This is a genomic window from Streptomyces venezuelae (genome assembly GCF_008642315.1).
In the GTDB taxonomy this organism is placed as follows: Bacteria; Actinomycetota; Actinomycetes; order Streptomycetales; family Streptomycetaceae; genus Streptomyces; species Streptomyces venezuelae_D.
Window position 1 is genome coordinate 7,962,551 of sequence record NZ_CP029192.1, and the last position, 24,817, is coordinate 7,987,367.

Annotated in this window: 22 protein-coding genes; 18 read left to right on the forward strand and 4 right to left on the reverse strand. The window is 72.0% G+C overall.

Annotation, left to right across the window (positions count from 1 at the left end; all coding sequences use genetic code 11):
• The first annotated feature begins 25 nt into the window (after window positions 1-25).
• Both DEJ48_RS35210 and DEJ48_RS35215 read left to right on the forward strand, forming a co-directional pair.
• Entirely contained in the window at window positions 26-955 is a 930-nt protein-coding gene (locus tag DEJ48_RS35210) for an ABC transporter ATP-binding protein (RefSeq protein ID WP_150221585.1), read from the forward strand.
• Window positions 948-1,616: an ABC transporter ATP-binding protein gene (locus DEJ48_RS35215; RefSeq protein WP_150220170.1), complete on the forward strand. Its 669-nt coding sequence runs from the start codon at window positions 948-950 to the stop codon at window positions 1,614-1,616. The genes DEJ48_RS35210 and DEJ48_RS35215 overlap by 8 nt, the downstream gene beginning before the upstream one ends.
• Before the next feature lie 4 nt (window positions 1,617-1,620).
• Here DEJ48_RS35215 and DEJ48_RS35220 read toward each other — a convergent pair whose 3' ends face one another.
• On the reverse strand, window positions 1,621-2,409 hold the full coding sequence (locus tag DEJ48_RS35220) for a DeoR/GlpR family DNA-binding transcription regulator (protein ID WP_150220171.1): 789 nt from the start codon (window positions 2,407-2,409) through the stop codon (window positions 1,621-1,623).
• A 266-nt stretch (window positions 2,410-2,675) separates the two neighbouring features.
• Here DEJ48_RS35220 and DEJ48_RS35225 point away from each other — a divergent pair, with 266 nt between their 5' ends.
• From DEJ48_RS35225 to DEJ48_RS35260, 8 genes are all read left to right on the forward strand, one after another.
• Window positions 2,676-4,025 carry an MFS transporter gene (locus tag DEJ48_RS35225; RefSeq protein WP_150220172.1) on the forward strand — a complete coding sequence of 450 codons (1,350 nt, stop codon included), beginning with the start codon at window positions 2,676-2,678 and terminating at the stop codon, window positions 4,023-4,025.
• Window positions 4,026-4,028: 3 nt separating this feature from the next.
• Window positions 4,029-5,570: an FGGY-family carbohydrate kinase gene (locus tag DEJ48_RS35230; protein ID WP_150220173.1), complete on the forward strand. Its 1,542-nt coding sequence runs from the start codon at window positions 4,029-4,031 to the stop codon at window positions 5,568-5,570.
• Window positions 5,545-7,092 (forward strand): FGGY-family carbohydrate kinase, encoded by a 1,548-nt coding sequence (locus DEJ48_RS35235; protein ID WP_150220174.1) that lies wholly within the window; start codon window positions 5,545-5,547, stop codon window positions 7,090-7,092. The genes DEJ48_RS35230 and DEJ48_RS35235 overlap by 26 nt, the downstream gene beginning before the upstream one ends.
• Entirely contained in the window at window positions 7,089-7,724 is a 636-nt protein-coding gene (locus tag DEJ48_RS35240; protein WP_150220175.1) for a histidine phosphatase family protein, read from the forward strand. The genes DEJ48_RS35235 and DEJ48_RS35240 overlap by 4 nt, the downstream gene beginning before the upstream one ends.
• On the forward strand, window positions 7,721-8,773 hold the full coding sequence (locus DEJ48_RS35245; RefSeq protein WP_150220176.1) for a 2-hydroxyacid dehydrogenase: 1,053 nt from the start codon (window positions 7,721-7,723) through the stop codon (window positions 8,771-8,773). The genes DEJ48_RS35240 and DEJ48_RS35245 overlap by 4 nt, the downstream gene beginning before the upstream one ends.
• 131 nt (window positions 8,774-8,904) lie before the next feature.
• A complete protein-coding gene (locus tag DEJ48_RS35250) occupies window positions 8,905-9,765 on the forward strand; it encodes a phosphatidylinositol-specific phospholipase C/glycerophosphodiester phosphodiesterase family protein (protein WP_150220177.1) in 861 nt (286 codons plus the stop codon).
• 129 nt (window positions 9,766-9,894) lie between these two features.
• Window positions 9,895-10,089, forward strand: coding sequence for a hypothetical protein (locus DEJ48_RS35255; RefSeq protein WP_150220178.1), 195 nt, complete (start codon window positions 9,895-9,897; stop codon window positions 10,087-10,089).
• Between the two features lie 103 nt (window positions 10,090-10,192).
• Entirely contained in the window at window positions 10,193-11,761 is a 1,569-nt protein-coding gene (locus tag DEJ48_RS35260; protein WP_150220179.1) for a hypothetical protein, read from the forward strand.
• Window positions 11,762-11,770: 9 nt separating this feature from the next.
• Here the strand turns inward: DEJ48_RS35260 and DEJ48_RS35265 are convergent, their stop codons facing one another.
• Together DEJ48_RS35265 and DEJ48_RS35270 are read right to left on the reverse strand one after the other, a co-directional pair.
• On the reverse strand, window positions 11,771-12,979 hold the full coding sequence (locus DEJ48_RS35265) for a phosphodiester glycosidase family protein (protein ID WP_150221587.1): 1,209 nt from the start codon (window positions 12,977-12,979) through the stop codon (window positions 11,771-11,773).
• 140 nt (window positions 12,980-13,119) lie between these two features.
• On the reverse strand, window positions 13,120-13,503 hold the full coding sequence (locus DEJ48_RS35270; protein WP_150220180.1) for a DUF779 domain-containing protein: 384 nt from the start codon (window positions 13,501-13,503) through the stop codon (window positions 13,120-13,122).
• Window positions 13,504-13,634: 131 nt separating this feature from the next.
• Between DEJ48_RS35270 and DEJ48_RS35275 the strand changes: the two genes are divergently transcribed.
• Window positions 13,635-14,309, forward strand: coding sequence for a L,D-transpeptidase (locus DEJ48_RS35275; RefSeq protein ID WP_150220181.1), 675 nt, complete (start codon window positions 13,635-13,637; stop codon window positions 14,307-14,309).
• Between the two features lie 46 nt (window positions 14,310-14,355).
• On the opposite strand, the gene DEJ48_RS40560 is transcribed toward DEJ48_RS35275, so the two are convergent.
• A complete protein-coding gene (locus DEJ48_RS40560) occupies window positions 14,356-16,455 on the reverse strand; it encodes a choice-of-anchor A family protein (RefSeq protein ID WP_223832306.1) in 2,100 nt (699 codons plus the stop codon).
• 216 nt (window positions 16,456-16,671) lie between these two features.
• Between DEJ48_RS40560 and DEJ48_RS35290 the strand changes: the two genes are divergently transcribed.
• The 7 genes from DEJ48_RS35290 to DEJ48_RS35320 all read left to right on the forward strand — a co-directional run bounded on the left by DEJ48_RS35290 (window position 16,672) and on the right by DEJ48_RS35320 (window position 24,809).
• Window positions 16,672-17,583 carry a glycoside hydrolase family 16 protein gene (locus DEJ48_RS35290; protein ID WP_150220183.1) on the forward strand — a complete coding sequence of 304 codons (912 nt, stop codon included), beginning with the start codon at window positions 16,672-16,674 and terminating at the stop codon, window positions 17,581-17,583.
• Between the two features lie 159 nt (window positions 17,584-17,742).
• Window positions 17,743-19,221, forward strand: a complete 1,479-nt coding sequence (locus tag DEJ48_RS35295; RefSeq protein ID WP_150220184.1) for an integrin alpha — start codon at window positions 17,743-17,745, stop codon at window positions 19,219-19,221.
• 298 nt (window positions 19,222-19,519) lie between these two features.
• Window positions 19,520-20,560 (forward strand): phytanoyl-CoA dioxygenase family protein, encoded by a 1,041-nt coding sequence (locus DEJ48_RS35300; protein WP_150220185.1) that lies wholly within the window; start codon window positions 19,520-19,522, stop codon window positions 20,558-20,560.
• Complete coding sequence (locus DEJ48_RS35305) at window positions 20,542-21,861, forward strand: DUF6271 family protein (protein ID WP_150220186.1); 1,320 nt, start codon at window positions 20,542-20,544, stop codon at window positions 21,859-21,861. Before DEJ48_RS35300 ends, DEJ48_RS35305 begins: the two co-directional genes overlap by 19 nt.
• A complete protein-coding gene (locus tag DEJ48_RS35310; RefSeq protein WP_150220187.1) occupies window positions 21,858-23,054 on the forward strand; it encodes a type III PLP-dependent enzyme in 1,197 nt (398 codons plus the stop codon). Before DEJ48_RS35305 ends, DEJ48_RS35310 begins: the two co-directional genes overlap by 4 nt.
• Window positions 23,051-23,632, forward strand: coding sequence for a GNAT family N-acetyltransferase (locus DEJ48_RS35315; RefSeq protein WP_150220188.1), 582 nt, complete (start codon window positions 23,051-23,053; stop codon window positions 23,630-23,632). Before DEJ48_RS35310 ends, DEJ48_RS35315 begins: the two co-directional genes overlap by 4 nt.
• Complete coding sequence (locus DEJ48_RS35320; RefSeq protein ID WP_190537784.1) at window positions 23,610-24,809, forward strand: MFS transporter; 1,200 nt, start codon at window positions 23,610-23,612, stop codon at window positions 24,807-24,809. Before DEJ48_RS35315 ends, DEJ48_RS35320 begins: the two co-directional genes overlap by 23 nt.
• Window positions 24,810-24,817 lie beyond the last annotated feature (8 nt).

The following is a 24,817-nucleotide window of genomic DNA, read 5'->3' on the forward strand; positions in this document are numbered from 1 at the left end:
GAACGGACTCTCCGTACGCTTCCGCATGCGCGGCGGCACCCACGTCTCCGCCGTCACCGACGCCACCTTCGACCTCGCGGCGGGGGAGTGCCTCGCCCTGGTCGGCGAGAGCGGCTGCGGCAAGTCCGTGCTCGCCTCGGCGCTGCTCGGCCTGCTCCCGGAGAACGCGCGGACTGCCGGGTCCGCGCTGATCGCGGACCGGGACGGCGCGGCCCCCGTCGACCTGCTCACCGCCGACGAGCGCACGCTGGCCCGCACCGTGCGCGGGCGCCGCGTCGGCCTCGTACCGCAGAGCCCCGCCGCCCACCTGACGCCCGTGCGCACCGTCCGCTCCCAACTGGAGGAGACCCTCCGCGAACTCACGGGCGTACGGAAGCCGCAGCTCAGGTCAGCCGCCGAAGCGGCCGCCGAACGCGCCGCGTTCCCCCTGGGCCACCTCGACCGCTACCCGCACGAACTGTCCGGCGGCCTCGCCCAGCGCGCCGCCACCGCGCTCGCCCTCATCGGCGACGCGCCGCTCCTCCTCGCCGACGAGCCCACCACGGGCCTCGACCGCGACCTGGTCGACCGCACCGTCGACGAGCTGCGCCGGCACGTCGGGGACGACCGCGCGCTGCTCCTCATCACTCACGACCTCGCGGCCGCCGAGCGCATCGCCGACCGGGTCGCCGTGATGTACGCGAGCCGTATCGTCGAAGTCGCCGACGCGGACGCGTTCTTCGGCGCGCCCGGCCCCCGGCACCCGTACGCCCGCGGCCTGCTGAACGCCCTGCCGGAGCGCGCCTTCACCCCCGTCCCCGGCATGCCGCCCGAACTCTCCGCGCTTCCCGAGGGATGCGCCTTCGCGGCGCGCTGCGACCGGGCCGACGACGCGTGCGGCACGCTGCCCGCGCTCGGCGACGGCGCCGCCTGCCACCATCCCCACGCGGACGTGCTGGAGGCGCCCCGTGCTTGAACTGCGCTCCATCACCGCCGGCTACGACCGCCGCGCCCCCGTCGTCCGCGACGTGAGCCTCACCCTCGCGCCCGGCGAATCCGTCGGCCTCCTCGGCCCCAGCGGCTGCGGCAAGTCGACGCTCGCGCGGGTCGCCGCGCTCCTGCACCGCCCCGACGCCGGACAGGTCGTCATCGACGGCACGACCGCCCGCGGCTGGCGCCACCGCGCACCCCGCGAGCAGCGCACCGCCTTCGGTGTCGTCTTCCAGCAACCGCGACTCTCCGCCGACCCCCGCCTGACCCTCACCGCCCTGATCGCGGAACCCCTGCGCGCCGTCGGGCGCGGCGCCGAAGCGGCCACCGCGGTCCCCGAACTGGCCGCCCGTGTCGGCCTCGGCACGGACCTCCTGGGCCGCCGCCCGCACGAGGTCAGCGACGGCCAGCTCCAACGGGCCTGCCTGGCCCGTGCCCTGGTGCTCCGCCCCCGCTGGCTGATCTGCGACGAGATGACGGCGATGCTCGACGCGTCGACGACGGCGGCCCTCGTCCATGTCGTGGAGGAGTACCGCACCGAACACGACGCCGGCCTCCTCGCCGTCGGCCACGACCGCGTACTCCTGGAGCGCTGGTGCGACCGCACGGCGCACTGGGACGAACTGGCGGGCCGGACTCCTCGCTGAGGCCTCAGCCCCGCGGCACGACCCGCACGTCCGTGCCGCCCCGGCGGATCCGGCCCACCTCGTCCTGCGCGAGACCGTCGTCCACCACCAGCAGGTCGAAGTCCGTGAGCGGTGCCAGGGCGTAGAGGCCGTCGCGGGTGAACTTCGTGTGGTCGGCGAGCAGGACCCGGCGCGTGGCCGCCGCCATCATGGCGCGCTTGACCTGCACGGTCTCCGGTGACGTGTGGTAGCAGCGGCCGCGCGTCACCGCCGTCGTCGACATGAAGAGGACGTCCGCGCGGAACGCCTCCACGCTGTCCGCGGTGTGCAGGCCCATGAAGGCGTCGTACGCCGGGAAGTAGCTGCCGCCGAGCGCGATCAGGGAGACGCCGGGCTCCTTGGCGAGCGCCGTGATCGCGGGCAGCGAGTTGGTGATGACCGTCAGCGGCGTGCGCTCGGTGAGCAGTCGCGTGAGATGCAGACAGGTTGTGCTGTCGTCGAGCAGGACCGTCTGGCCCGGCACCAGCTCGCGTGCGGCCGCGCGGGCCAGCTGCTGTTTCGTCTGTGCCATCGTCGACATGCGCTCGGCGACGCTGCCGTGGAACTGCGCGGACGGCAGGCCCGTGGCCCCGCCGCGCACCTTGCGCAGCCACCCCTGTGACTGCAGGAAGTCCAGGTCGCGGTGGATCGTCATCAGGCTGACGCCGAACTCGTCGGCGAGGTCGGCGGCGCGCACGAAACCGTGCGCGACCACTGATTCACGGATGCTGCCGCGCCGCGCCTCGCGCACGTCCGCCCGGTCCGCCGTCGCCATGAGCCCTCTCCCGCCGTGCCGCTCGTCCGCCCACCGTGTGAAATCGCTGTGTGATGATCTCATGGATTTCACGGGCCGGGGTGTCGGGCGGCCCGGGGGTCGCGCTGCTCGGGGGCAGGGGACCGAAGTCCTCCTCACACGGCGAAAGGCCCTCGTCGCGGGAGATGTCGGCAGGTGATTGACGGCGGATTTCGGCCAACTGTTAGCTCGGAGCTGCCCGCACTCGCCGCCGTATCCGCCGCCGACCTTGCCGCAGGGGAGCTTCAATGACGAACACCCCGAGTTCCGTCTTCACACGACTCGGCATCCCGCCCGCCCTCTCCTGGGGATACCTGGGGCTCCTGATCTTCATGACCGGTGTCGGCATCGAGGCCGGTTACCTCTCGCCGTACCTGGAGGACCTCGGCATCCCGGCCTCCTCGGTCGCGATGGTCTTCACCGTGTACGGCGTCACGGGCGCCGTCGCCGCCTGGTTCGCCGGCGCGCTCTCCGACCTGTGGGGTCCGCGCCGTGTCATGTGGGCCGGGCTCGCCGCGTTCGCCGTCACGCACGTCTTCTTCCTCACGGTCGCGATCCCCAGCAAGGCGTACCCCCTGCTCCTCCTCGGCTACGGCCTGCGCGGCCTCGCCTTCCCGCTCTTCGCGTACGCCTTCCTCGTGTGGATCGCGGCCGTCGCCCCGCAGCGGCAGATGGGCAGCGCCATGGGCTGGTTCTGGTCGGCGTTCTCCGCCGGGCTGCCCACACTCGGCTCGCTCACCGCCAGCCTGCTGATCCCGCACATCGGGGAGCTCGGCACCCTGTGGGCCGCGCTCGGCGTGGTCGTCGTCGGCGGACTCGTACCGCTCCTCCTGATCCGGGAGCCCACCGGTTCCGGACGTCTCGCACCGGCGGGGGAGAGCCCCGTGACCGGGCTTGTCGGCAGCCTGACGATCCTCTACCGGGACCCGCGGGTGGGCGTGGGCGCGACGGTGCGCATGCTCAACACCGCCTCCCAGTTCGGCTTCCTGGTCATGCTCCCCACCTGGTTCGTCAAGGAGATCGGCCTCTCGAACGCGCAGTGGCTGCGGCTGCTCGCCCTCATGTTCGCCACCAACATCGTCACCAACCTGGTGTTCGGCATGGTCGGCGACAAGGTCGGCTGGCGCACCACCGTCGCCTGGTTCGGCGGTGTCGGCTGCACGGTGTCGACGCTCGTCCTGTACTACGTCCCGTCCGCGGTCGGGGCGCAGTACGCCCTGTGCGTACTGGTGGCCGTCCTCTACGGCGCCACGCTCTCCGGCTACGTCCCGCTCTCCGCACTCATGACCGACATCGCCCCCACCCACAAGGGCCAGGCCATGGCCGCGCTGAACCTCGGCGCCGGCGCCTCCACCTTCGTGGGACCGCTCGTCGTCAGCCTCTTCCTCGGGCCGCTCGGCGTCGGCGGCGTCGTGTGGATCTTCGCCGGGTTCCACGCGGTGAGCGCGCTCCTGACGCTCACCCTACGGACCACCGCCCCGGCCACTGTCCCCGTCCCGAACCCTGTCCCCGCCGCCGACTCCGCGGTACGCCTGCCACAGCCGCTTCCCGCCGACGCCACCGGGCCCGTCGGCGCACCCGCCCCGAAGGGACTGTGACCCATGTCGGTACTCGCCATCGACGTCGGCACCACGATGATCAAGTCCGTGGTCTTCGACGACCAGGGCAACGAACTCGCCGTCTCCCGCCTCGCCACCGAGGTGCAGCGCCGCCACCCCGGGTGGGCCGAGCAGGACATGGACACCGTGTGGAACGCCGTCGTCTACACCGTCCGCAACGCCCTGTCGGAGATCACCGACCCCGTCTGGCTCGTGGCGTTCACCGCGCAGGGCGACGGCGCCTGGCTCGTCGACGCCGCGGGACGCCCCACCGGACCCGCCATCCTCTGGTCCGACGGCCGCGCGGGCGACATCCTCACCCGCTGGGAGCGCGAAGGCGTCCTCGAAGAGGCCTACCGCCGCAACGGCTCCCTCACCTGCAGCGGCATGCCCAACGCGATCTTCAGCTGGCTCGGCTCCCACGACCCGCAGCGCCTGGCGCACTCCGCCGCCTCGCTCACCGCCGCGGGCTGGCTGTTCCTGCGCCTGACCGGAGTCACCGCCACGGACGAGTCCGACGCCTCCGCACCCTTCCTCGACCACGCCACCGGCGACTACGACCCTCAGATCGTCGCCCTGTTCGGCCTCACCTCCTACGCCCGGCTCCTTCCCGAGGTCCTCGGCGAGCACGAGCGCATCAGCGAGATCACCTCGGAGGCGGCCGCCCAGCTCGGACTGCCCGCCGGGCTCCCCGTCGTCATGGCGCCGTACGACATCGCCTCCACCGCCCGCGGCGCCGGCGTCGTCAACCCCGGCCAGGCGTGCGGCATCCTCGGCACCACCCTGTGCACCGAGATCGTCCGCAAGGACGTCGACACGAGCGGCGAACCCTCCGGCATCAACATCGCCTACCGCGGCCGCGAACGCGTCCTGCGCGCCTTCCCCACCCTCAACGGCGCGGAAGTCCTCAACTGGGCGGCGCGAACCCTGCGCGTCGACGGACCGCCGGAACTCGCCGAGCTGGCCTTCGGCGACTCCGGACCCGGCGCCCGAGGCCTGATGTTCCTGCCCTACCTCTCCCCGGCGGGGGAGCGGGCACCGTTCCTCGACCCGCGCGCCCGCGGCTCGTTCTGGGGACTCTCCCTCGAACACACCCGCGCGGACCTGGCCCGCGCCGTCTTCGACGGACTCTCCCTCGTCCTGCGCGACTCGCTCGTCGCCTCGCGCACCTCCGTCACGGAGCTGCGGCTGTGCGGCGGCGGGGCCAACAGCGCCGAGTGGTGCGCGCTCATCGCGGACGCGACCGGCGTGCCGACGGCCCGCTCCGGCGACACCGAACTCGGCGCCAAGGGCGCCTTCCTCACCGGGCTCGTGCTCAGCGGCGCCGAGTCCAGCATGCACAGCGCCGCCGCCAAATACGTACGGATGCGCACCAGTTGGGAACCCGATCCGGAGCGATCCGCCTACTACGCGGAGCTGTACGAGTCGTTCCTGAGGTGGCGCGGCCTGGCCCGCGAAGCGGGCTGGACCGCGACCGCCACCCCCTTGCCCGGCCCCCGCAGGGGACCGGAAGCGGCACATGATCAAGGAGCCCCCCGTGCCTGAGCAACTGCCCCCCGACGCCGTCTGGCTCGGCCTCGACCTCGGCACCCAGAGCGCCCGCTGCGTCGCCGTCGACTCCACGGGCCACGTGCTGGCCACCGCGTCCAGACCCCTCACCAGCCGCCGCGAGGGAACCCGCCACGAACAGGACCCCGAGCAGTGGTGGGACGCGCTCGCCGCCGCCTGCCGCGACGCCCTGTCCGGCATCGACGCCGACCGCGTCCGTGGCCTCGCCATCGACGGCACATCGGGGACCATCCTGCTCGCCGACGCCTCCGGCGCCCCGCTCACGCCGGGTCTCATGTACGACGACGGGCGCGCCGCCGGACAGGCCGCCCGCGCCAACGAGGCGGGCGCCGCCGTCTGGCACGAGCTCGGCTACCGCTCCATGCAGCCGTCCTGGGCGCTGCCCAAACTGCTCTGGCTCCTCGACCACGAACCCGCGGCGGCCGGCACGGGGGTCCGGCTGCTGCACCAGCCCGACCTGATCACCTGGCGGCTCGCGGGCCACCAGGTGCCGAGCGACGCCAGCCACGCCCTGAAGACCGGCTACCACCTCGCCGAGGAACGCTGGCCGGACGGCGTGTTCGACGAACTCGCCGTCCCGCGTGCCCTGTTGCCCGATGTCATACGTCCCGGAAGCCTCCTCGGCACCGTCTGCGCGGCGGCTGCCGACGCGACCGGCATCCCCGAAGGCACCGCGATCGTCGCGGGCATGACCGACGGGTGCGCCGCGCAGATCGGCGCGGGCGCCCTCGCCCCGGGCGCCTGGAACTCCGTGCTCGGCACCACGCTCGTCTTCAAGGGCACCAGCCCCCATCTGGTGCGCGACCCCGGAGGCGTCGTCTACTGCCACCGGGGGCCCGGTGACACCTGGCTGCCGGGCGGCGCCTCCAGCAGCGGCGCGGGCGTCCTCGCCCGCGAGTTCCCGGACGCCGACCTGGACGCACTCACCGCCCTCGCGAGCCGGTGCACGTCCGACGCGGTCGCCTACCCGCTGGTCTCCGCCGGAGGCGAACGCTTCCCCTTCCGCGCCCCGGACGCCCGGCCGTTCGTCCTCGGCGACCCCGCCGACGAGGCCGAGCGCCTCCACGCCCACCTCCTCGGCGTCGCCTGCGTCGAACGGCTCTGCTTCGACTACCTCGACCTGATCGGCGCGCCCGTCGACGGACCGCTCACGCTCACCGGGGGCGGCGCCCGCAACCGGTACTGGAGCGGGCTGCGCGCCGACGTCCTCGGCAGGCCCGTGCGCGTCCCCGAACAGGCCGAGGGCGCCGTCGGCATGGCGGTCCTCGCCGCGACCTCGGCGGGCGTCGGCGTACGGGACGCGGTGGCCGCCATGGTCCGCACCGGCGAGGAGATCCTCCCCGACCCGGTGCGCACCGCCCGCTGGACACCCGTCTACCTCGCCTTCGTCGACGAGCTGGCCCGCCGGGGCTGGCTGGACGGAACCGTCGTCGCACACGCGCGGGAACGCGCCCGCCGGAATCCCGGCACCCAGGAACGCGAAAGGGAAGACCAGTGACCGACTTCGTCCTCGTACGCCACGGGGAGACCGTCTGGCACGACGGCAACCGCTATGCGGGGCGCACCGACGTGGAGCTCACCCCGCACGGCCGCCGCCAGGCCGCCGCACTCGGCGCGTGGGCCGCGGGAGAACGCATCGACGCCGTGGTCAGCTCCCCGCTGAGCCGCGCCCGGCTGACCGCGGAGCCCGCCGCCGAGGCGCTCGGCCTGACACCCCTCGTCGACGAACGCCTCCTGGAGCTGGACTTCGGACGCGGGGACGGACTCACCCGGGACGAGATGCGCGACCGCTTCCCCGAGGAACTCGCCGCGTTCCTCCGCGACCCGGTCGCCCACCACCTGCCCGGTGGCGAGGACCCGCGCGCGGCGGCCGAGCGCGGGAGCGAGGCCCTGCACGACCTCGCCGTCGCCCACCCCGAAGGCCGCGTCCTGGTGGTCGCCCACTCCACCCTCGTCCGCCTCGTCCTCTGCCACCAGCTGGGCATACCGCTCGCCGACTACCGACGGGTCTTCCCCGCACTCCACAACGGCGCCCTCACCGAACTGCGGCTGCGCGGCGGCCGGATGTCACTCCTGCGCCTCAACGCGCCGACCACGGCCGCCCCCACCCACGAAGGAACCCCCTCATGAGCACCACCGTCCTCGCCGCCGGCGACCACTTCGTCCTGCCCCGCCTGCTCGCCGACGAGGTCCGCGCGGCCACCTCCGACAGCGACGACACCGTCGCCGTACGGGAACTCACGCTGCCCTGGCCGCACACGCCCTTCGGGCCCGTCGCCGAGGTCGTCGAGGCGTCCGGCACCGAGGACGAGCTCATCGAGGCGCTCCAGGGCGTCGAGGTGTGCGTCACGCAGATGGCACCCCTCACCGAGCGCATCCTCGCCAACTGCCCCGACCTGAAGCTGATGTGCGTCAGCAGGGGCGGCCCGGTCAACGCCAACCTGGAGGCGGCCACCCGCCACGGCGTCGCCGTCTGCTACGCCCCCGGACGCAACGCCGTCGCCACCGCCGAACACACCCTCACCCTGCTCCTCGCCGCCGCACGCGGCGTCGGCGACACCCACACCGACCTGCGCTCGGGCATCTGGCGCGGCGACTACTACGACTACGACAACTGCGGCATCGAGATCGAGGGCGCCACCGTCGGCCTCGTCGGCTACGGCGCCATCGGCAGCCGCGTCGCCAAGGTCCTGGTCGCCCTGGGCGCCCACGTCCTGGTCCACGACCCCTACGTACGCCCGGACCTGCTGACCGGCGTCGCCGAGCAGGTCTCCCTCGACGACCTGCTGACCCGCTCCCGCATCGTCTCCCTGCACGCGCGCGTGACCGACGAGACCAAGGGCATGATCGGCGCCGAACAGATCGCCCGCATGCCGCGCGGCTCCGTCCTCGTCAACTGCGCCCGCGGCGCCCTCCTCGACTACGAAGCGGTCTGCGACGCCCTCGACGCCGGCCAACTCGCCGGCGCCGCCTTCGACGTCTACCCCACAGAACCCGTCCCCGCCGACTCCCGCCTCCTGAAGACCCCCGGCATCGTCATGACCCCACACATCGCGGGCGGCAGCCAAGAGGTGGCCCACAAGGCGGCCCGAATCGTGGCATCCGAGGTCGCCCGCTACCTCCGCGGCGAACCACTCGCCCACTGCGCGAACCCGGACGCGCTCGCGGACCGCCCGTGAACGCACGGAGTCGATAGAGCCAACTCCCTTACGGGCGGAGTTTCCTGGGCCGGGCGGGACCCCATACTCACTGTGGTCCCGCCCGTCGTCGTACAGCGACGCCCCGTTCCCACTCGCCCCGGGAGGCAGACATGACCCTCACCACCCGTCGCAGAGCCCTCACCACCTTCGGAGCCGCCCTCGTCGGCGGCGTCGCGATGCCCTCCTATGCGCACGCGACCGGAGGTGGTCACCGGCCCAGGCCCCTGTTCCGCGCCCACGCGCACAACGACTACGAACACCCTCGGCCGCTCTTCGACGCGCTCGACCACCGCTTCGGCAGCGTCGAGGCCGACATCTATCTCGTCGACGGGCAGCTGCTCGTCGCGCACGACCCGGTGGACCTCGACCCCAGGCGGACCCTGGAGTCGCTCTACCTGGAGCCGCTTGCCGCCCGCGTGCGCGCTCAGCACGGGTCCGTGTACCGGGGGTATCACCGTGTTCCCTTCCAGCTGCTCATCGACATCAAGACCGAGGGCGCCTCGACGTACGCCGAGCTCCACCGCCATCTGCGGCGCTACCGGCACCTCTTCACGTCGTACAGCCACGGGAAAGTGCGCCGTGGTGCCGTCACCGCCGTCGTCTCCGGGGACCGGGCGGCGCGCGGGCCGATGGAGGCGCAGCGGGTGCGGCATGCCTTCTATGACGGGCGGCTCGCCGATCTCGGTGGGCCCGCGAGCGCCTCGCTCATCCCGCTGATCAGCGACAACTGGTCCCTCAACTTCGGCTGGCAGGGCGTCGGGCCCATGCCTGCGACCGAGCGTGAGAAGCTGCGCGGCATCGTCTCCGCCGCCCATGCGCGCCGTCAGCGCGTGCGGTTCTGGGCCACGCCCGACCTGCCGGGGGCGCAGCGCGAAGCGGTGTGGGGCGAGCTGCTCGACGCCGGGGTCGATCACCTCAACACCGATGACCTCGCGGGACTCGAGGCGTTCCTCGACGCACACCGCGGATGATCTTCGAGGAGCAACCCTCGCGCAACTAGCACCCGTTCGGAGCACAGGTCAGACGCCCGGACGCTCCCTCCGCTACGCCAGACTGACGGCCGGAAGCCGCGGTTCCACGTGGCGGAGGAGGTACTTCCCATGGCTGTTTCGATCTCTGTCGTGCTGCTGCTCGTGATCCTCGCGGTGGTCTTCCTGCGCAACGGGGCGCTGAAGGTCTCGCACGCCATCGTCTGCGGACTCCTCGGGTTCTATCTGGCGAGCACGAGCATGGCGCCGACCATCCACGACGGACTCACGGCCACCGCCGACATCGTCAGTTCGATCCGGCCGTGAGGGTGGCCACGGACGTGGCCCTGGCGTCGGCCAGTCTTGCTGTTTCATGAACAACTGACTACGTGTCATGGACAGTTGTAGAGGCGCCCTCTAGTTTCGGCGCATGTCCAGCAGACTGCGCCGCATCGTTCCCGCCGGTGTCGTGGCCCTGACCGTGTCCCTCGCGGTTCCCGCGTACGCCGACGAGATACCCAACGCCCCCGGGCACCGGCTCGTCGAGCAGTACCAGGGCGCGCCCGCCGAGGCCCGCCCGCTGCCCGGCACCCCACCGCCCCAGCACCCGTACCTCGCCGCCAACGGCCGCAGCGGCATGCACGCCGACGCGGCCGGCAGCGGAACGTACCCCTGGAGCGGGCCGCTCGGGAAGCGGCCCGTCGTCGACAGCGAGAAGATGGCGGCGCTCGGCGGCGAGTGCGCGACCGTCACCTTCGACCGCGACGGGCGCATCGTCACCGTGTGCGGCACGTTCACCGGATTCCTGGTCAAGCTGCTCGACCCGAAGACGCTGGACACGCTCGCCGAGTACAAGCTGCCGCAGCGGCCCTCGACCGTCGAGGCCATCACCCGCCTCGACTTCTCGAAGATCTTCAAGGACACGTCGGGCGGCGCCTATTCGTACCTCGACAACGAGGACCGGCTCGTCCTGGCCGACTCGCGCCAGCACATCGTGCGGCTCGCGCACGAGCGGACCGCGGACGGCGGCTGGCGCTTCGTCGTCGACAAGGAGTGGGACCTGACGGACCACGTCCCGCACGACTGCGTGAGCTGGACCAACCTGTACCCGAGCGGCGAGTGCGACCCCGTCACGTCGGTGATGCCCGACTGGGACGGGCGCATCTGGTGGGTGACCCGGCAGGGCCGCATCGGGACAGTCGACCCGAAGTCCGGCGACATCCGCTCCGTCCGCCTCGACGGCGAGGAGATCCAGAACTCGTTCTCCGTCGCCGACGACGGCGTCTCGATCGTCTCCGACCACGCCCTCTACACCTTCCGGGCCACCGCCGACGGCACCCCGAAGGCCCTCTGGCGCCAGACGTACGACCGCGGCACCGGCACCAAGCCCGGCTCCGTCAACCAGGGTTCCGGCACGACGCCCGACCTCTTCGGCGCGCACGACGACTATGTGGCGATCACCGACAACGCCGACGACCGCATGAACGTCCTCGTCTACCGCCGCGGCGCCGACGTGCCGGACGACGAGCGGCTCGTCTGCAAGGTCCCCGTCTTCGGCTCCGGCGCCTCCACCACCGACAACTCGCTGATCACCTGGGGCGACAGCCTCGTCGTCGAGAACAACTACGGCTACGAGAACATCACCTCGCTCACCCTCGGCCGCAGCGTCGTCGGCGGCGTCACCAGGATCGACGTGCGCGCGGACGGCACCGGCTGCGACACCGTCTGGGAGAGCGCCGAACGCTCCCCGTCCACGGTGCCCAAACTGTCCACCGCCAACGGCCTCCTGTACTTCTATACGAAGGAGCCCAACCGGCTCGGCATCGACGCGTGGTACCTGACGGCCGTCGACTTCCGCACCGGCGACACCCGCTGGAAGCGGCTCGCCGGCACGGGCATCGCGTACGACAACAACTGGGCACCCGTGACCCTGGGGCCCGACGGGACGGCCTACGTGGGCGCCTTCAACGGGCTCGTGGCGGTGCGGGACGGCGGGTGAGCGATCGGTTCAGGTACGGGAGAACACGCCGATGCCGTTCGGTACGGGCCGCTCGATCCCCCCGCTGGGGTTGTTGCGCACCGTCACGGCCTCGGCGCCCGGGAGCCGCGCGACCAGCGTGGACGTGGCGGAGACCAGCGTGGAGGAGCCGCCGCCGTCCAGGCTGAAGCCGTCCCGCGCGCCCAGCTCCTGAAGGACCCGCGCCATCTCGGCGATCGTCAGGCCCGCCCGGAACTCCGGCGACCCGTCGAGCGACAGGAGCAGCAGGCGGCGGCCGCTGTCGGAGATCCCCGCGGCGGTCCGCACCGCCGACGTGGTCCCGTCGAGACCGGGCAGCGGCTCGCCGCCCCGGAGCACGGGGTAGCCGCCGAGAGCGAAGCGGAGCGGCACGCGCGACTCGGACGCCACCAGGCGGTGCCTGACGTGCACCCAGTCACCCGTCGACAGCTTCCGCAGCTCCTGCGCGCCCGCCTCGCGGCCCACCAGCACGGTGGTGCCGCGGGCGATCGGCCCCGTGCCCGGCGTGTCGGCCGACGCCACCACGCGTCCCCCGCGCACCGTCACCTCGTGGGTGTCCGTGCTGCACGGCGCGCCGCGGCTCGTGTCGGTGCCGCAGGTCGCCCGCACCCGTGACACGGAGCCCCAGTCGCTGGTGAACGCGCCGACGGAGCCCACCGGCAGCGCGTACTGGTTCAGTCCGCCCAGCGGGAGACGGCCCTCCCGGCTGCGGATCCGCCCGTCCAGGGTGAGGCTGTCCAGGCGGGCCTTGCGGTCGTACCCGACACCGAGGACGGCCTCGGTGGTCACGCCCGGCGGCATCGCGGGCCCGAACCGCTGCCCGTTCGGCACGGCGCCCTTGAGGACGTGCCCGCCCGTGATCGCGGGACCGACGGGCGCGCCGGTCGCCTCGACGCCGGGGTGCTGCGTCTCGGTGATGTTGAAGAAGTCGCCGTTGATGCCGCCGACCGCGCCAGCACCGTCCGCGAGCGCGGAGACGGGCGCACGCGCGGCGACCTTCCCCGGATAGAGCAGTCCCACGCTGGTGCGGGGGTCGCGCAGATCGACATCGAGGACGTGCACGCGGGCCGTGCCGTGCGATCCCGCCACGTCGAAGTATCGATACTCCACGCCCGGCGCGACCGGCCCCGACGCGCGCTTCTCACCCCCGACAGCGACAGCGGCCGGCGCCGCTCCCGTGAGAGCCGCGCCGGCCAGCATGCCGAGCGTCGTGACAAGGGTCAGGGCCGTTCTGAACCGTCCACCGCGTAGCTTCTGGCGAGTCACAGATCCCCCTGGTTGTCGACCGGGCAGCGAACCAACTGTCGCAGCAGCCAGAGGAGTTCACCAGACGCCGGTGGCTACGTTCCGACGAGCCGGGAACGGATCAGGAAACGTACGCCTTCCGGGGCCTCCAGTGAGAAGCCGCTGCCCCGCCCCGGCACGACGTCCACGATCAGCCGGGTGTGGCTCCACAGCTCGTACTGGCTCTTCGACATCCAGAACGCTACGGGCTCGGCCACCCCTTCGACCGTCAGCGACGCGAGGTGGACGTCGGATTGGCCGGTACGGAACTCGCCGTCCGGGTAGCACATGGGGGCGCTGCCGTCGCAGCAGCCGCCGGACTGATGGAACATCAGCGGCCCGTGTGCCTCCCGCAACGTCCGCAGGAGCCGGGCCGCGGCGGGGGTGAGCTCCACCCGGGGGACCTCGCCCCCGGAGTCCTTCGTCTCATGACGGTCCATGGCGGGACTCTGCCCTCCGGTACGTTGCGACAGGGTTGCGAGGCGGCGGCCCGGGGCCCTGTTCGGAGCAATCGTGGGATGGTCGGGTCGTGTCGCCGGGGGAGCGGCGGCGCACGGGTGAAGCTGGTGCGATGCGTTGGCTCCTTCCGGCGATCGCCGCACTGTCATTGGCCGTCCCCGCGTCGTACGCGGCGCCTCCCGGGCCCGCCCAGGGCCCGGCGTGCCGGGCAGGCACCGCCCCCTACCAGCGCGAACTGGAGCGTGAGCTGCGGCTCCCCGTCGACGGGCGGCAGTCCGCCGCCGACTGCGCGGCGATCAAACGGCTCCAGCAGCGGCTCGGCGTCCGGCCCGCGGACGGCAGGGCCACGCTGCGGACCTACCGCTTCCTCGTCGCGGACCAGATCCGGCGCGATCCCGCGCGACGACGGGCCTGCCCCGTGAAGCCGTACCGGATCACGTGCGTGGACCTGTCCCGGCAGATCCTGTGGGCGCAGAGCGGGCGCAGGCTGGTCTTCGACCCGGTGCCGGTGCGCAGCGGCCGGGACGGTCTGGAGACCCGCCGGGGCTGGCAACGGATCTACCTGAAGCACCGCGACCACTACTCGACGATCTATCACGTCGCCATGCCGTACGCGCAGTTCTTCAACGGCGGCCAGGCCCTGCACGGCACCCGCGCGGACCTCTTCTCGTCCGGCTCCGGCGGCTGCGTCAACCTGGCCGTCGACGACGCCCGGCGCCTGTACGACCTGCTGCAGAAGGGCGACCGCATCTACCTCTGGGGAACGAAACCGGGCACGGGCGGCTGATGCCACCCGCGCCCGGAACGCGGACCATCAAGGGCCCCTCAGGGGGTCACTTCCCCTTCTTGCCCCCGCCGCGCTGGTTGGTGAGCGTCACCGTGACGCCCTTCCCGGCGTTGCCCGCGGTCACCTTGTACGGGCCGCTGACGGTGTTCGACGGCAGGACGTAGCCATCGGGAACGGCCGTCTCCTTCAGGTAGTACGAGCCGAGTTCGAGGCCCTCGAAGTCGCACCGGCCACGGCCGTCCGTGGCGCAGCCCCGGTCGACGAGGGTGTCGCGGCCCGCGCCCGACGACTGCAGACCCGCCTTGCCGTTGGACTCGCGCCACAGCTGGAAGACGGCGCCGGACAGCGGCCTGCCCGTCTTCTCGTCCTTCTTGCGGACGGTGATCTCGCCGACAGCGCCAGGGTGGTGGTGCTTCCTGTTCAGCGCCTCGACGGAGACTCCTTGTGCGGCGTTGCCCGCGGTGAGTTCGAGCGGCCCGAAGACCGCCGGGTCCGGCAGTGCGTACCCATTCGGCGCCTTGGTCTCGACCCAGTAGTACGTGCCGACGGCGACGGTCCTGCGGCAGGCGCCGGAGTCGGTCGTCGTGCAGGGGGAACCCACCGCGGTGTCGGGGTCCGAGCCCTTCTGCTGGAGGCCGTCGGTGCCGTTGGTCTCGCGCCACAGCCGGAAGACGGCTCCGGACAGGGGCCTGCCCGTGTCCTGGTCCTTCTTGACCACGCTGACCTCGCCCTTCTTGACCGAGGGCTTCTTCTTGTTGACGGCCTGGACGGACACTCCTTCGGAGGCGTTCGCCGCGGTCAGCTCCAGCGGTCCGAAGACCGCAGGCTTCGGCAGCACGTATCCGTCGGGGGCCTTGGTCTCGCGCCAGTAGTACGTGCCGAGCGGCACGGTCTGGACGCACTCGCCGGGCTTCTCGGTGGCGCAGACGCCGCCGACCTTCGTGTCGGGGTCGTCGCCGCTCGTCTGCAGGCCGTCGTCGCCGTTGGTCTCCTGCCAGAGTTCGAACTCGGCGCCGGCGACCGGCTTGCCGCTGTCCGCGTCGGTCTTGACGACCTTGACCTCGCCGCTGGTGGGTGCGGTGGCACAGTCCGGCAGGTCGCCGAGGAAGGGATAGTTGTGGAACTCCTGGCCGCCGCCGCCCGAAGCCGAGCTGGTGTGGGTGAGCGAGCCCGTGGTGAAGAAGCGGCCGTTCATGCCCGGCACGCTGACCGTCGTCATCGAGGCCTGGTTGCCGACCAGGACGCTGCCCTGGAACTGGCCGGTGCCCTTGACCTCCACCGAGGTGGCGTCGGGGAAGTTCCACAGCAGGCGGCTGCGGAGCTTGTTGAGCTGACTGCTGTCGTCGATGGTGCCGCTGTAGGTGTTGATGGTGCGCTTGGTGCCGAGGATGTTGACCAGGATCGTGGCGCCGTCCGGGATCCCCTCGAAGCGGATGCCCTCCTGGCCGCCGCTGCCGCCCATCAGGTCGAAGTCGACGTTGAACACCTGGAGCATGGAGGTGTTGTCGCCACGGAACAGGGTCTCGCCACCCGCGTGCGTGGCCGTCCCGGTGGGCGTGCGCGTGCCGCCCTCGGGGTGCGCGTAGCACTGGCTGGCCTCGGTCAGTTCGTCGCGCAGCGGGATGTACGGCTTCGCGGCGTCGGGGTCCTTCTTCTTGGTGCCCACGATCGTGCCGGTGGCGTCCTTGGCGTACCGCACCACGCCGTCCTCGGCGAGGAGCCGCTCCCCGCTGCCGACGGTGACGTCGCCGCCCGCGGTGAGCCAGTCCGCGCCCACGGGCGGTGCCACCCGTGAGCCGACACCGGCCTCGCCGATGTTGTAGACGCCGCTGACACCGTCCGCCTTGTCCTGGTCGAAGTCGCCGAGGACGACGACCCGCCCTTCGGCTTCCGAGGCCTTCTCGCGGACAAGGAAGTCCCCGCCCACATAGATGTTGATGCCGTTGTCGCGGTACTTGATCCCCCCGTTGTTGATCGGCGGGTAGTCGCCGTCGGGGCAGTTGCCCGGCACGCAGGGGCCGAGGCCGCCGGGCAGGGGCTTCGCGGCGGCCTCGGCGACGGGCGCGGCCGACAGGCTCGTCCCCGCCACGACGCCGAGGAGGCAGAGGTACCTCATTCCGGTCCGGACGAGGGAAGGAAAGGTCACGTGCACATCAGCTCCCACATGGTCAATGAGACGTGGGGAGGCTCGCACGATTGACGTTCTGGACCGTTCAACCCATCGGCGCTTCATACGAAGAGCACTGCAAAGGACGAGCGTTGCGCCGTCCGTGTGGCGGCACCTGCGTCTCTCCACGAGGATGTCCCCCTCGACAGGGCGCGGCCCTTCTCGTGGGGCCGTCCGTGGAGCGGAGGCGGCGCGATGGGATCACATGCTGCGGCCGGACGGCGGCGTCGGCGGCCGGTCGTGTTCGGGGCGCTCGGGGTCTCGCTGCTGGGGGCTCTGCTGTGCATCCCGAGTGCCGGGGGAGCGCCGGTGTCGGCCGACGCCTGCCGGACCGCGGGCAGCACGCTGCCGGTCGGTGACTGCGGACCGTTCTGGCAGGTGCTCGCCGAGGACTTCAACGGCGACCGGGTGCCGCTCGGCGCCTTCCGCGACTGCGATCACCACGCCGACACGTCCGCCGCCTTCTGCGCGGGGCTCGACGGTTCGTACCGGGACAACTGGTGGGCGTATCCGACGGGCTGGCGCGACACGGCCAACGACCGGGGGCGCGAGGTCGTGGGCGTCTACCACCCGGAGGACACGGTGAGCGTGGGGCCTGCGGCGGACGGCGACGGCCGTATGCGCATCCGTATGTGGCGGCCCGCCGACGGAGGGCCCGTCCACGCGTCGGCGGTGGTACCACGCGCGGTCATGCAGATGCGGTACGGCAAGTACAGCGCCCGCATCAAGGTGACCAAGCCGGCTCCCGGCTACAAGTCGGCCTGGCTGCACCACGGCGGCGGCTGCGAGATGGACCATCCCGAAGGCGAGTGGACCGGCCCCCTCACGGCCTTCCACCACCCCTGCGGCGGAGGCGAACAGGGCTCCTACCCCGGCGCCGAGGACTGGACCGCATGGCACACCGTCTCCACCGAGTGGACGCCCGGCCATGTCCGGTTCTTCGTCGACGGACGCGAGACCGGACACGACACGCGCGGCGTCCCCGACCGCCCGCTCTCCTGGGTCCTGCAGAACGAGAGCGCCCTGGAGGGACCGGGCGCCGAACCGGGCAGCAGCGCGCAGCTGGAGATCACCTGGGTGGCTGCGTACGCCTACGGATGGAAGTGACGCTTCCGGGAACTGCGACCACACGCTCCGGAAGCAGATCGTGAACCCGGTACAACCCTGGCGCCCCATGCCGTGTCGAACAGGGCGCCGGACAAGGAACGGGCCCTTTCCGGACACCCCCCGCGCCTGCCCGGCCACCTTCCTTCACAGGAGCCGCTCGTGCGCAAGAACCGTTCGGCCGCCCTCGCCGCGGCATCGTTCCTTCTGCTGACCGGGGCCGGTATCGCCGCCGCCCCCTCCGCCTTCGCCGGCACCCCTGGGGGTACCCGCGCCGACGACCGCAACAGTGACTTCAACGGCGACGGGTACGAGGACGTCCTGGTCGGCGCCCCGGGCGCCACGGTGAGCGGCGCCAAGGGCGCCGGACTCGTCACGGTCCAGTACGGCTCCACAGGCGGCATCAACACCAGCAACGTCGCCAGATTCAGCCAGTCGACGGCCGGTGTCTCCGGCGCCGCGGAGGCGGGCGACAACTTCGGCAAGGCCGTCGCCACCGGCGACCTCGACGGCGACGGGTACGACGACGCGGTCATCGGCATCCCCGGGGAGGACCTCGACGCCGGGGCGGACGCCGGTGGCGTCGCCGTCCTGTGGGGCTCGAAGTCGGGGCTCACCGGCTCCGCGAGCAGCTGGCTGCAGAGCCAGGAAGCGGCCGCGGGCCAGCAGTTCGGTCTCGGGCTCGCCGCCGCGCACTTCACCGCGGACACGCCCGGCGACCTCCTCGCCGTCCTCGACCGGGACAACGTGGACCTCTACGTGTACGAGCCCGCGCCGCAGGCCAGGGGCGAGGCCTCGCTGCGCCGCCAGGCCTCCGAGCGGCTCGGCAGGTCGGCCGCCGCGAGCGCGATCGTGTCCAAGTCGCTGACCACCGGCGACTACGACAAGAACGGCTACGCGGACCTCGTCGCCTCCGGAACCACCGACGGGGACGAGCCCGGTCACGGCTGGTCCGTGCAGTTCGCGGGCGGCGCCGACGGCCTGACGTACAAGAACGACCTGCGCGGCGGCCCGGTCGCGGCCTCCGGGGACATCAACAACGACGGTTACGACGACCTCGTGACCGGCGAGCCTGCGTCCCCGGACGACGGCGGCGAGACCATGACCGGCGGTCTGGTCGGCGTGCGCTACGGAACCGAGGACGGCCTCGTGGACGAGGCCAAGTGGTGGACGCAGGACGCCGAGGGCGTGCCGGGTGTCGCCGAGCGCGGCGACGGGTGGGGCGCCGACCTGTCGGTCGCGGACACCAACGGCGACGGCTACGCCGACGTCGCGATCGGTGCGCCGGGCGAGGACATCGGGACGGTCGCCGACGCGGGCGCCGTCTGGGTGCTCCGCGGCTCGGAGAACGGGATGACGGCGACCGGCGCGAAGTCGTTCGACCAGAACTCCGCGGACATCCCCGGCGAGGCGGAGAAGGGCGACAAGTGGGGCGCGCAGGTGCGGCTCACCGACCCGAACCGCGACGGCCGCTTCGGGCTCCTCGCGGCCGCTCCCGGCGAGAACACCGGGGACGGTGTGGTGTGGGTCCTGTCCGCGAACTCCGGCGGGGTCACCGCCGCCGGTTCCTGGACGTACGGCGCGGGCTCGCTCGGGGCGCCGGCCGCGGACGCGGCGTTCGGCGCGGCGATCGACGAGTAACGGCGGGTCCCTGAGGCAGGTCCGTCCTGCCCCAGGGCTCAGGAGGCGTCACCGTGTTCACGGTGGCGCCTCTTTTATTTTGGTCCGGACCAACTACCTGTCAGTAGGCCCGAGTTGAGCTGCGGGATCTTTGCCGAATCCACATATGACGGGCGAGTGAACTGGGGGTAAATGTCACTTTTTTGCCCCTCAAGGCGCCCAATTCAATTGTTGACACGAGGAGTTGGTCTAGTCCATTTTGGTGATCCCGGCGTGGAGATGTGCCGCCGGAGCTGAGAACCGATCCTTGGAGCACCACATGTCAGCGAGTGACCGCTACCTCCATCGAGCCCCCTCCGACGTCCCGTACTTCAGCTCGGACGCCGACACGTACCTGGCCCAGACCCAGCTGCGCGACCTCAAGAAGACCCGGCCCCTGCGCGTCCTCTCCGAGGAGGACTTCGCCCACTGGCAGACGTACGGCTACATAGTCGTCAAGCAGGCGATCCCCCGCGAGGCCGCCAAGGACCTCCTCGACTTCGCCTGGGAGTTCCAGGGCCTGGACCGCGGCCGCCCCGAGACCTGGTACGAGGACCGCGAGTGGCGCTCCGACCTCGACCGCGAGCTGCACGTCTACGGCTTCGTCGAGGCCTACCACCACCAGCTGATCTGGGACAGCCGCCAGACGCAGCGGGTCTACGACGCCTTCGTCGACGTATGGGACTGCGAGGAGCTCTGGGTCACCCTGGACCGCCTCAACCTCAACCCGCCCAACGTCAAGAACCGTTCCCGCTCCCTGATCGCGCCCACCGAGCGCGGCTTCGACATCAACCTCCACTGGGACGTCGACACCACCCTCGGCGTGCTGCCCCAGCGCGTGCAGGGCATCATCGCGCTCGACGACACCCGCGAGGACCACGGCGGCTTCCAGTGCTGCCCCGAGCTGTTCCGGCAGTTCGACCGGTGGAAGGCGCTCCAGCCGGACGGCCGCGACCCCATCCGCCCCGCGATCGACCGCGACGAGATGCCCGTCGTCCGGCCCGAGCTGGAGGCCGGCGACCTGCTGATCTGGAACGGCCTGCTGGCCCACGGCGTCGCTCCCAACACCTCGAAGGACGGCGTCCGCGCGGTCCAGTACCTCTCGATGATGCCCGCCCTGGAGTCCCACGAGGAGCTCCGCCGCTCCCGCATCGACTCCTGGTCCAACCTGAGCACCCCGGAGTGGAACGCCACGCTGCTCGGGGACGCCCACAAGCACGAATCGCTGCGCTACGGCACCGCCGCCCTCAACGACCTGGGCGCCAAGCTCCTCGGCCTCAAGTCCTGGAACGGGGAAGCCGCATGCGACGCATCTGCCTGACCCTTCCCACCAACCGGTCCTGCCCGCAGACCATCGCGGCGATCGCCGAGGAGGCGGCGTACGCGGCCGCGCACTTCGACGTCGAGGCGCACCTGCTGATCCTGGACTCCTCGGACACCGCCACGTTCGCCGACCACACCCGGGCCGTCGCCGCACTGCCCGACGTGCCGCACGTCGTCGTGCACCACCTCGACGAGGCGGCACAGCGCGACTTCCTGCGCACCGTGATCGACCGGGCCGAGGTCGCCAAGCCCGAGCTGATGCTCGACCTGATGCTCCCGGAAAGCCTCTCCTACGGCGCCTGCACCAACCGCGCCTTCCTCGTCGCCCGCGCGCTGGGCTGCGAGTCCGTCCACCGCAGGGACTCCGACAGCCGCTACCAGAGCGTCGACGGCGAGCCCGTCTTCCCGGTGCACCACGAGCTCATGTCGCTCGGCAAGCCCGCGCGGGAGGCGGCGCACGGCGTTTCCGAGAGCGCTCTCGAACCGGACCACGCCGACCGGCGCGTGGCGATGGTGGGCAGCTCCTTCGTCGGGGAACTCTCCGTGGACATCGGCGAGATCCAGCGCATCGACCCGGACGTGTACCACGACGTGGTCAGCCTCTGGGCGCCCGAGCACTGGTCCGACGCCGAGAAGCGGGCGCTGGTCGACGAGTCCTTCCGGGGCGCGGGCACCGACCCGTTCGAGCGCGACCACGCCCTCCTAGGCCTCGTCGACCCGATGCGCGTCGACATGTGCAACATCAGCTTCCACGACGTGCACGAACACGTGCCGCTGCCGCCCGCCACCGACACCATCGGCAGCGACTACTTCCTCATCCACCTGGTCCACGACGCAGGCCTGCCCGGCGTCCTGCACAACCGCAACATCGTCAACTACTACACCGGGGAACGCAGGACCGACGCCGGCTTCCTCGCGTACCAGACGCGCTACGCGAAGTTCCTCCTGTCGATGCTCTACTTCAACCACATCTACGACCGCATGGCCGAGGCCTGCGAGGAGCTGCTCGACGGCGAGGGCCACGTGCGCCCTTCCGTCATCGCCGGGTTCGCCCGGCAGAGCACCGCGCTCGACCAGGCGGAGAACGTCCGGCGCCTGGACCGCCTCGACGCCGCCCACCGCACGCTCGGCGGCCGGTACGCGGACGTCGCCGACCACCTGGCCGTACACCGCGAACGCCTCCTCGACGAGGCACGCGGCGACATCGAGGACTTCGCCCTGCTGACCGAGGCCTGGCAGCCGCTGATGCGTGCCGCCCGGGACATCGGCCCCCTCACGTCGACGGGAACCCCCGCGTGAACGCCACGACGACCTACGGGCCGGACAGCGCCTCCCTCCTCGACGCCCTCGCGGCATCCGCGCAGGACCAGATCGTCTTCGACCTCCCGGGCATCGAGGAGGGGTACGACACGCTGCTGCGCGAACTCCCCGGAGTCGCCGTCCGCTTCGCCATGAAGGCCTGCCCGGTCGACGAGGTGCTCGCCCTCCTCGCGCGGCGCGGCTCCGGCGTGGACGCGGCGAGCCCCATCGAGGTGGAGCAGGCGCTGCGGGCGGGCGTGCCCATCGACCGCGTGCACTACGGCAACACCGTGAAGTCCGACCGGAACATCGCCGACGCGTTCCGGCTCGGCATCAGGGACTTCGCGACCGACAGCCTGGAGGACGTGCGCGCGGTCGCCGAACACGCCCCGGGCAGCCGGGTCTTCTGCCGCCTCGCCACCACCGGCGAGGGCGCGCTCTGGGGGCTCAGCAACAAGTACGGGTGCTCGCCCGAGGATGCCCTCGCGATCCTGGAGACGGCACGCGACCTGGGGCTCACGCCCGCCGGCCTCTCCGTGCACGTCGGATCCCAGCAGATGACCGCCGACGCCTGGAACGGCGCGTTCGACCGCATCGCCGACGTGCTGACCGCGCTCGCGGCCCGGGGCATCGCCCTCGACCACGTCAACCTCGGCGGCGGCCTGCCCGCGCTCGGCTACCGCGACAAGCACGGCAGAACCCTCGAACCGCCGATGGACAAGATCTTCACCGTCATCCGCGAGGGCATGGCACGCCTCGGCGCGCTGCCCGGGCACGACCTCGGCTTCGTCGTGGAGCCGGGCCGCTACCTCGTCGCCGACCACGGCGCGATCCGCGCCCACGTCTCCCGGCTGTCGGCGCGCCGCAGGCCGGACGGCGAGCGCCAGTACTGGCTGTACCTGAGCTGCGGCAAGTTCAACGGCCTCTACGAGATGGACCAGCTGCAGTACCGGCTCGTCTTCCCCTCGCACCGCGACGCCGAGTCCGTCCCCGCCGTCGTCGCGGGCCCCACCTGCGACAGCGACGACGCCTACTCGCACGAGGACGGCCTCGTACCGGTGCCCAGGGGACTCGCCTCGGGCGACCCGGTCTGGGTGATGTCCTGCGGCGCGTACGCCACCAGCTACATGACGCAGGGGTTCAACGGCTTCAGCCCGCTTCCGTACACCTGGATCGACGGCGAGGCGGCATGACCGAGGTCGTACGCATACGCCGCATCGCCGACGGCGACTGGCCCGGCATCGTGGCACTGGAGTCCCGCGCCTACACGCCCCTCGGCCTCTCCGAGGGGCGGGAGGCGCTGGAGTCCCGGGTCGACGCGTCGCCAGGGACGTGCTTCGCGCTGGACCTCGGACGGCAGTTGGCCGGCTACCTGCTGGCCCTGCCGTACCCGGAGTCCGCGTACCCGGAGCTGGACGGGCCCGAGCGCGGGGCGACGCTCCCGTCGCGCAACCTGCACCTGCACGACATCGTCGTGGCGGAACACCTGCGGCACCGGGGTCTCGCCCGGCACCTCCTGCGCCATCTCATGGCAACGGCCCGCGCGCACGGGTACGAGCAGATCTCCCTGGTCGCCGTGGGCGGCAGCGAGACGTTCTGGGCGGGCCGGGGCTTCACCGCGCACCCGGGCCCGCCACCCGTCGGCTACGGCCCGACGGCCGTCTACATGTCGAGAACGACGGGCCCCTCGACGACGAGAACCACACGACCGGCGACCGTACCGGCGAGCGAACCAGAGAAGTGGGCTGATGCGGGTGCTCCGCGTGCGTGATCCTTTCCATCGGAGCCAGTTGGCGATCGCGGCACTGTTCTGCTCGCTCGGCTTCCAGTACGCGACCTGGGCGTCGCGCATCCCGGCCATCAAGGAGGACCTCGACCTGTCCGCGGCCGAGGTCGGTGTGCTCCTGATGGCCGCCGGCATCGGCGCGGCGGTGTCGTTCCCCCTCGTCGCCGTCCTGATGCGGCGCCTCGGCTCGCAGCGCCTCGCGCTCCTTTCGGCGCTCTGTCTGGCGCTGCTGCTCCTCGCGCTGGCCGGGGCGCCCAACTACCCCGTGGCGCTGCTGGTCATGTGCGTCGACGGCGTCCTCGTGGGCTGTCTCAACGTGGCCATGAACGCGCAGGGTGCCGAGCTGGAGAAGCGGTACGAGCGCAACGCCATGGCCCGCCTGCACGCCACGTTCAGCGGTGGTTCGCTGCTGGCGGCGCTGCTCGCCTCCGGCATGAACGCGGTGACGTCGGCGGTCGCCGCGCACTTCGGGGCGGCCGCGCTGTTCCTGCTCCTGCTGGTGGTCTGCGCCCGCACGGGGCTCCTGACGGAGCGTCCCGCGGAGGCGGAGACGGCCGGCGAGGAGTCGGGTGCGGCGGCGGGTGCGGTGGCGGTGAAGAAGAAGTCCAGGTGGACGGTGCCGTCCCGGGTGACGCTGTGGATGTGCGTCGCCATGGCCTTCGGCACGGTCACCGAGGGCGCCATGAACGACTGGTCGGCGCTCTATCTGGAGGACGTCGCCGAGGCGTCCGCGGAGCTTGCGCCGCTGGGCATCGCCGTGGTCTCCGGAATGATGGTCGTCGCCCGCCTCTTCGCCGACGGGTGGCGCAGCCGCTGGGGCGACGGCCGTGTCGTCCTGTCCGGGAGCGTGCTGGCCGGGGCGGGTCTGGCGCTCGCCCTGCTGAGCGGGGGCCTGGTGCCCGCGCTGCTCGGCTTCGCCTGTGTCGGCCTCGGCATCGCGGCCGTCACCCCGTGCGTCTACGTGGCCGCGGCGGGACAGGGCTCGGACTCGCTGACCCTGGTGGCGGCCATGGGGACGACGGGTCTGCTGGCCGGTCCGCCGCTGATCGGTTTCATCGCCCACGCGAGCAGTCTGGTGTGGGGTCTGGCGGCCGTCGCGGCCTCGGCGCTGGTCGTCTCGGCGTGCAGTACGCGGATCCGCTGGCCGGCCACGACCGGCTGACCTGCGGG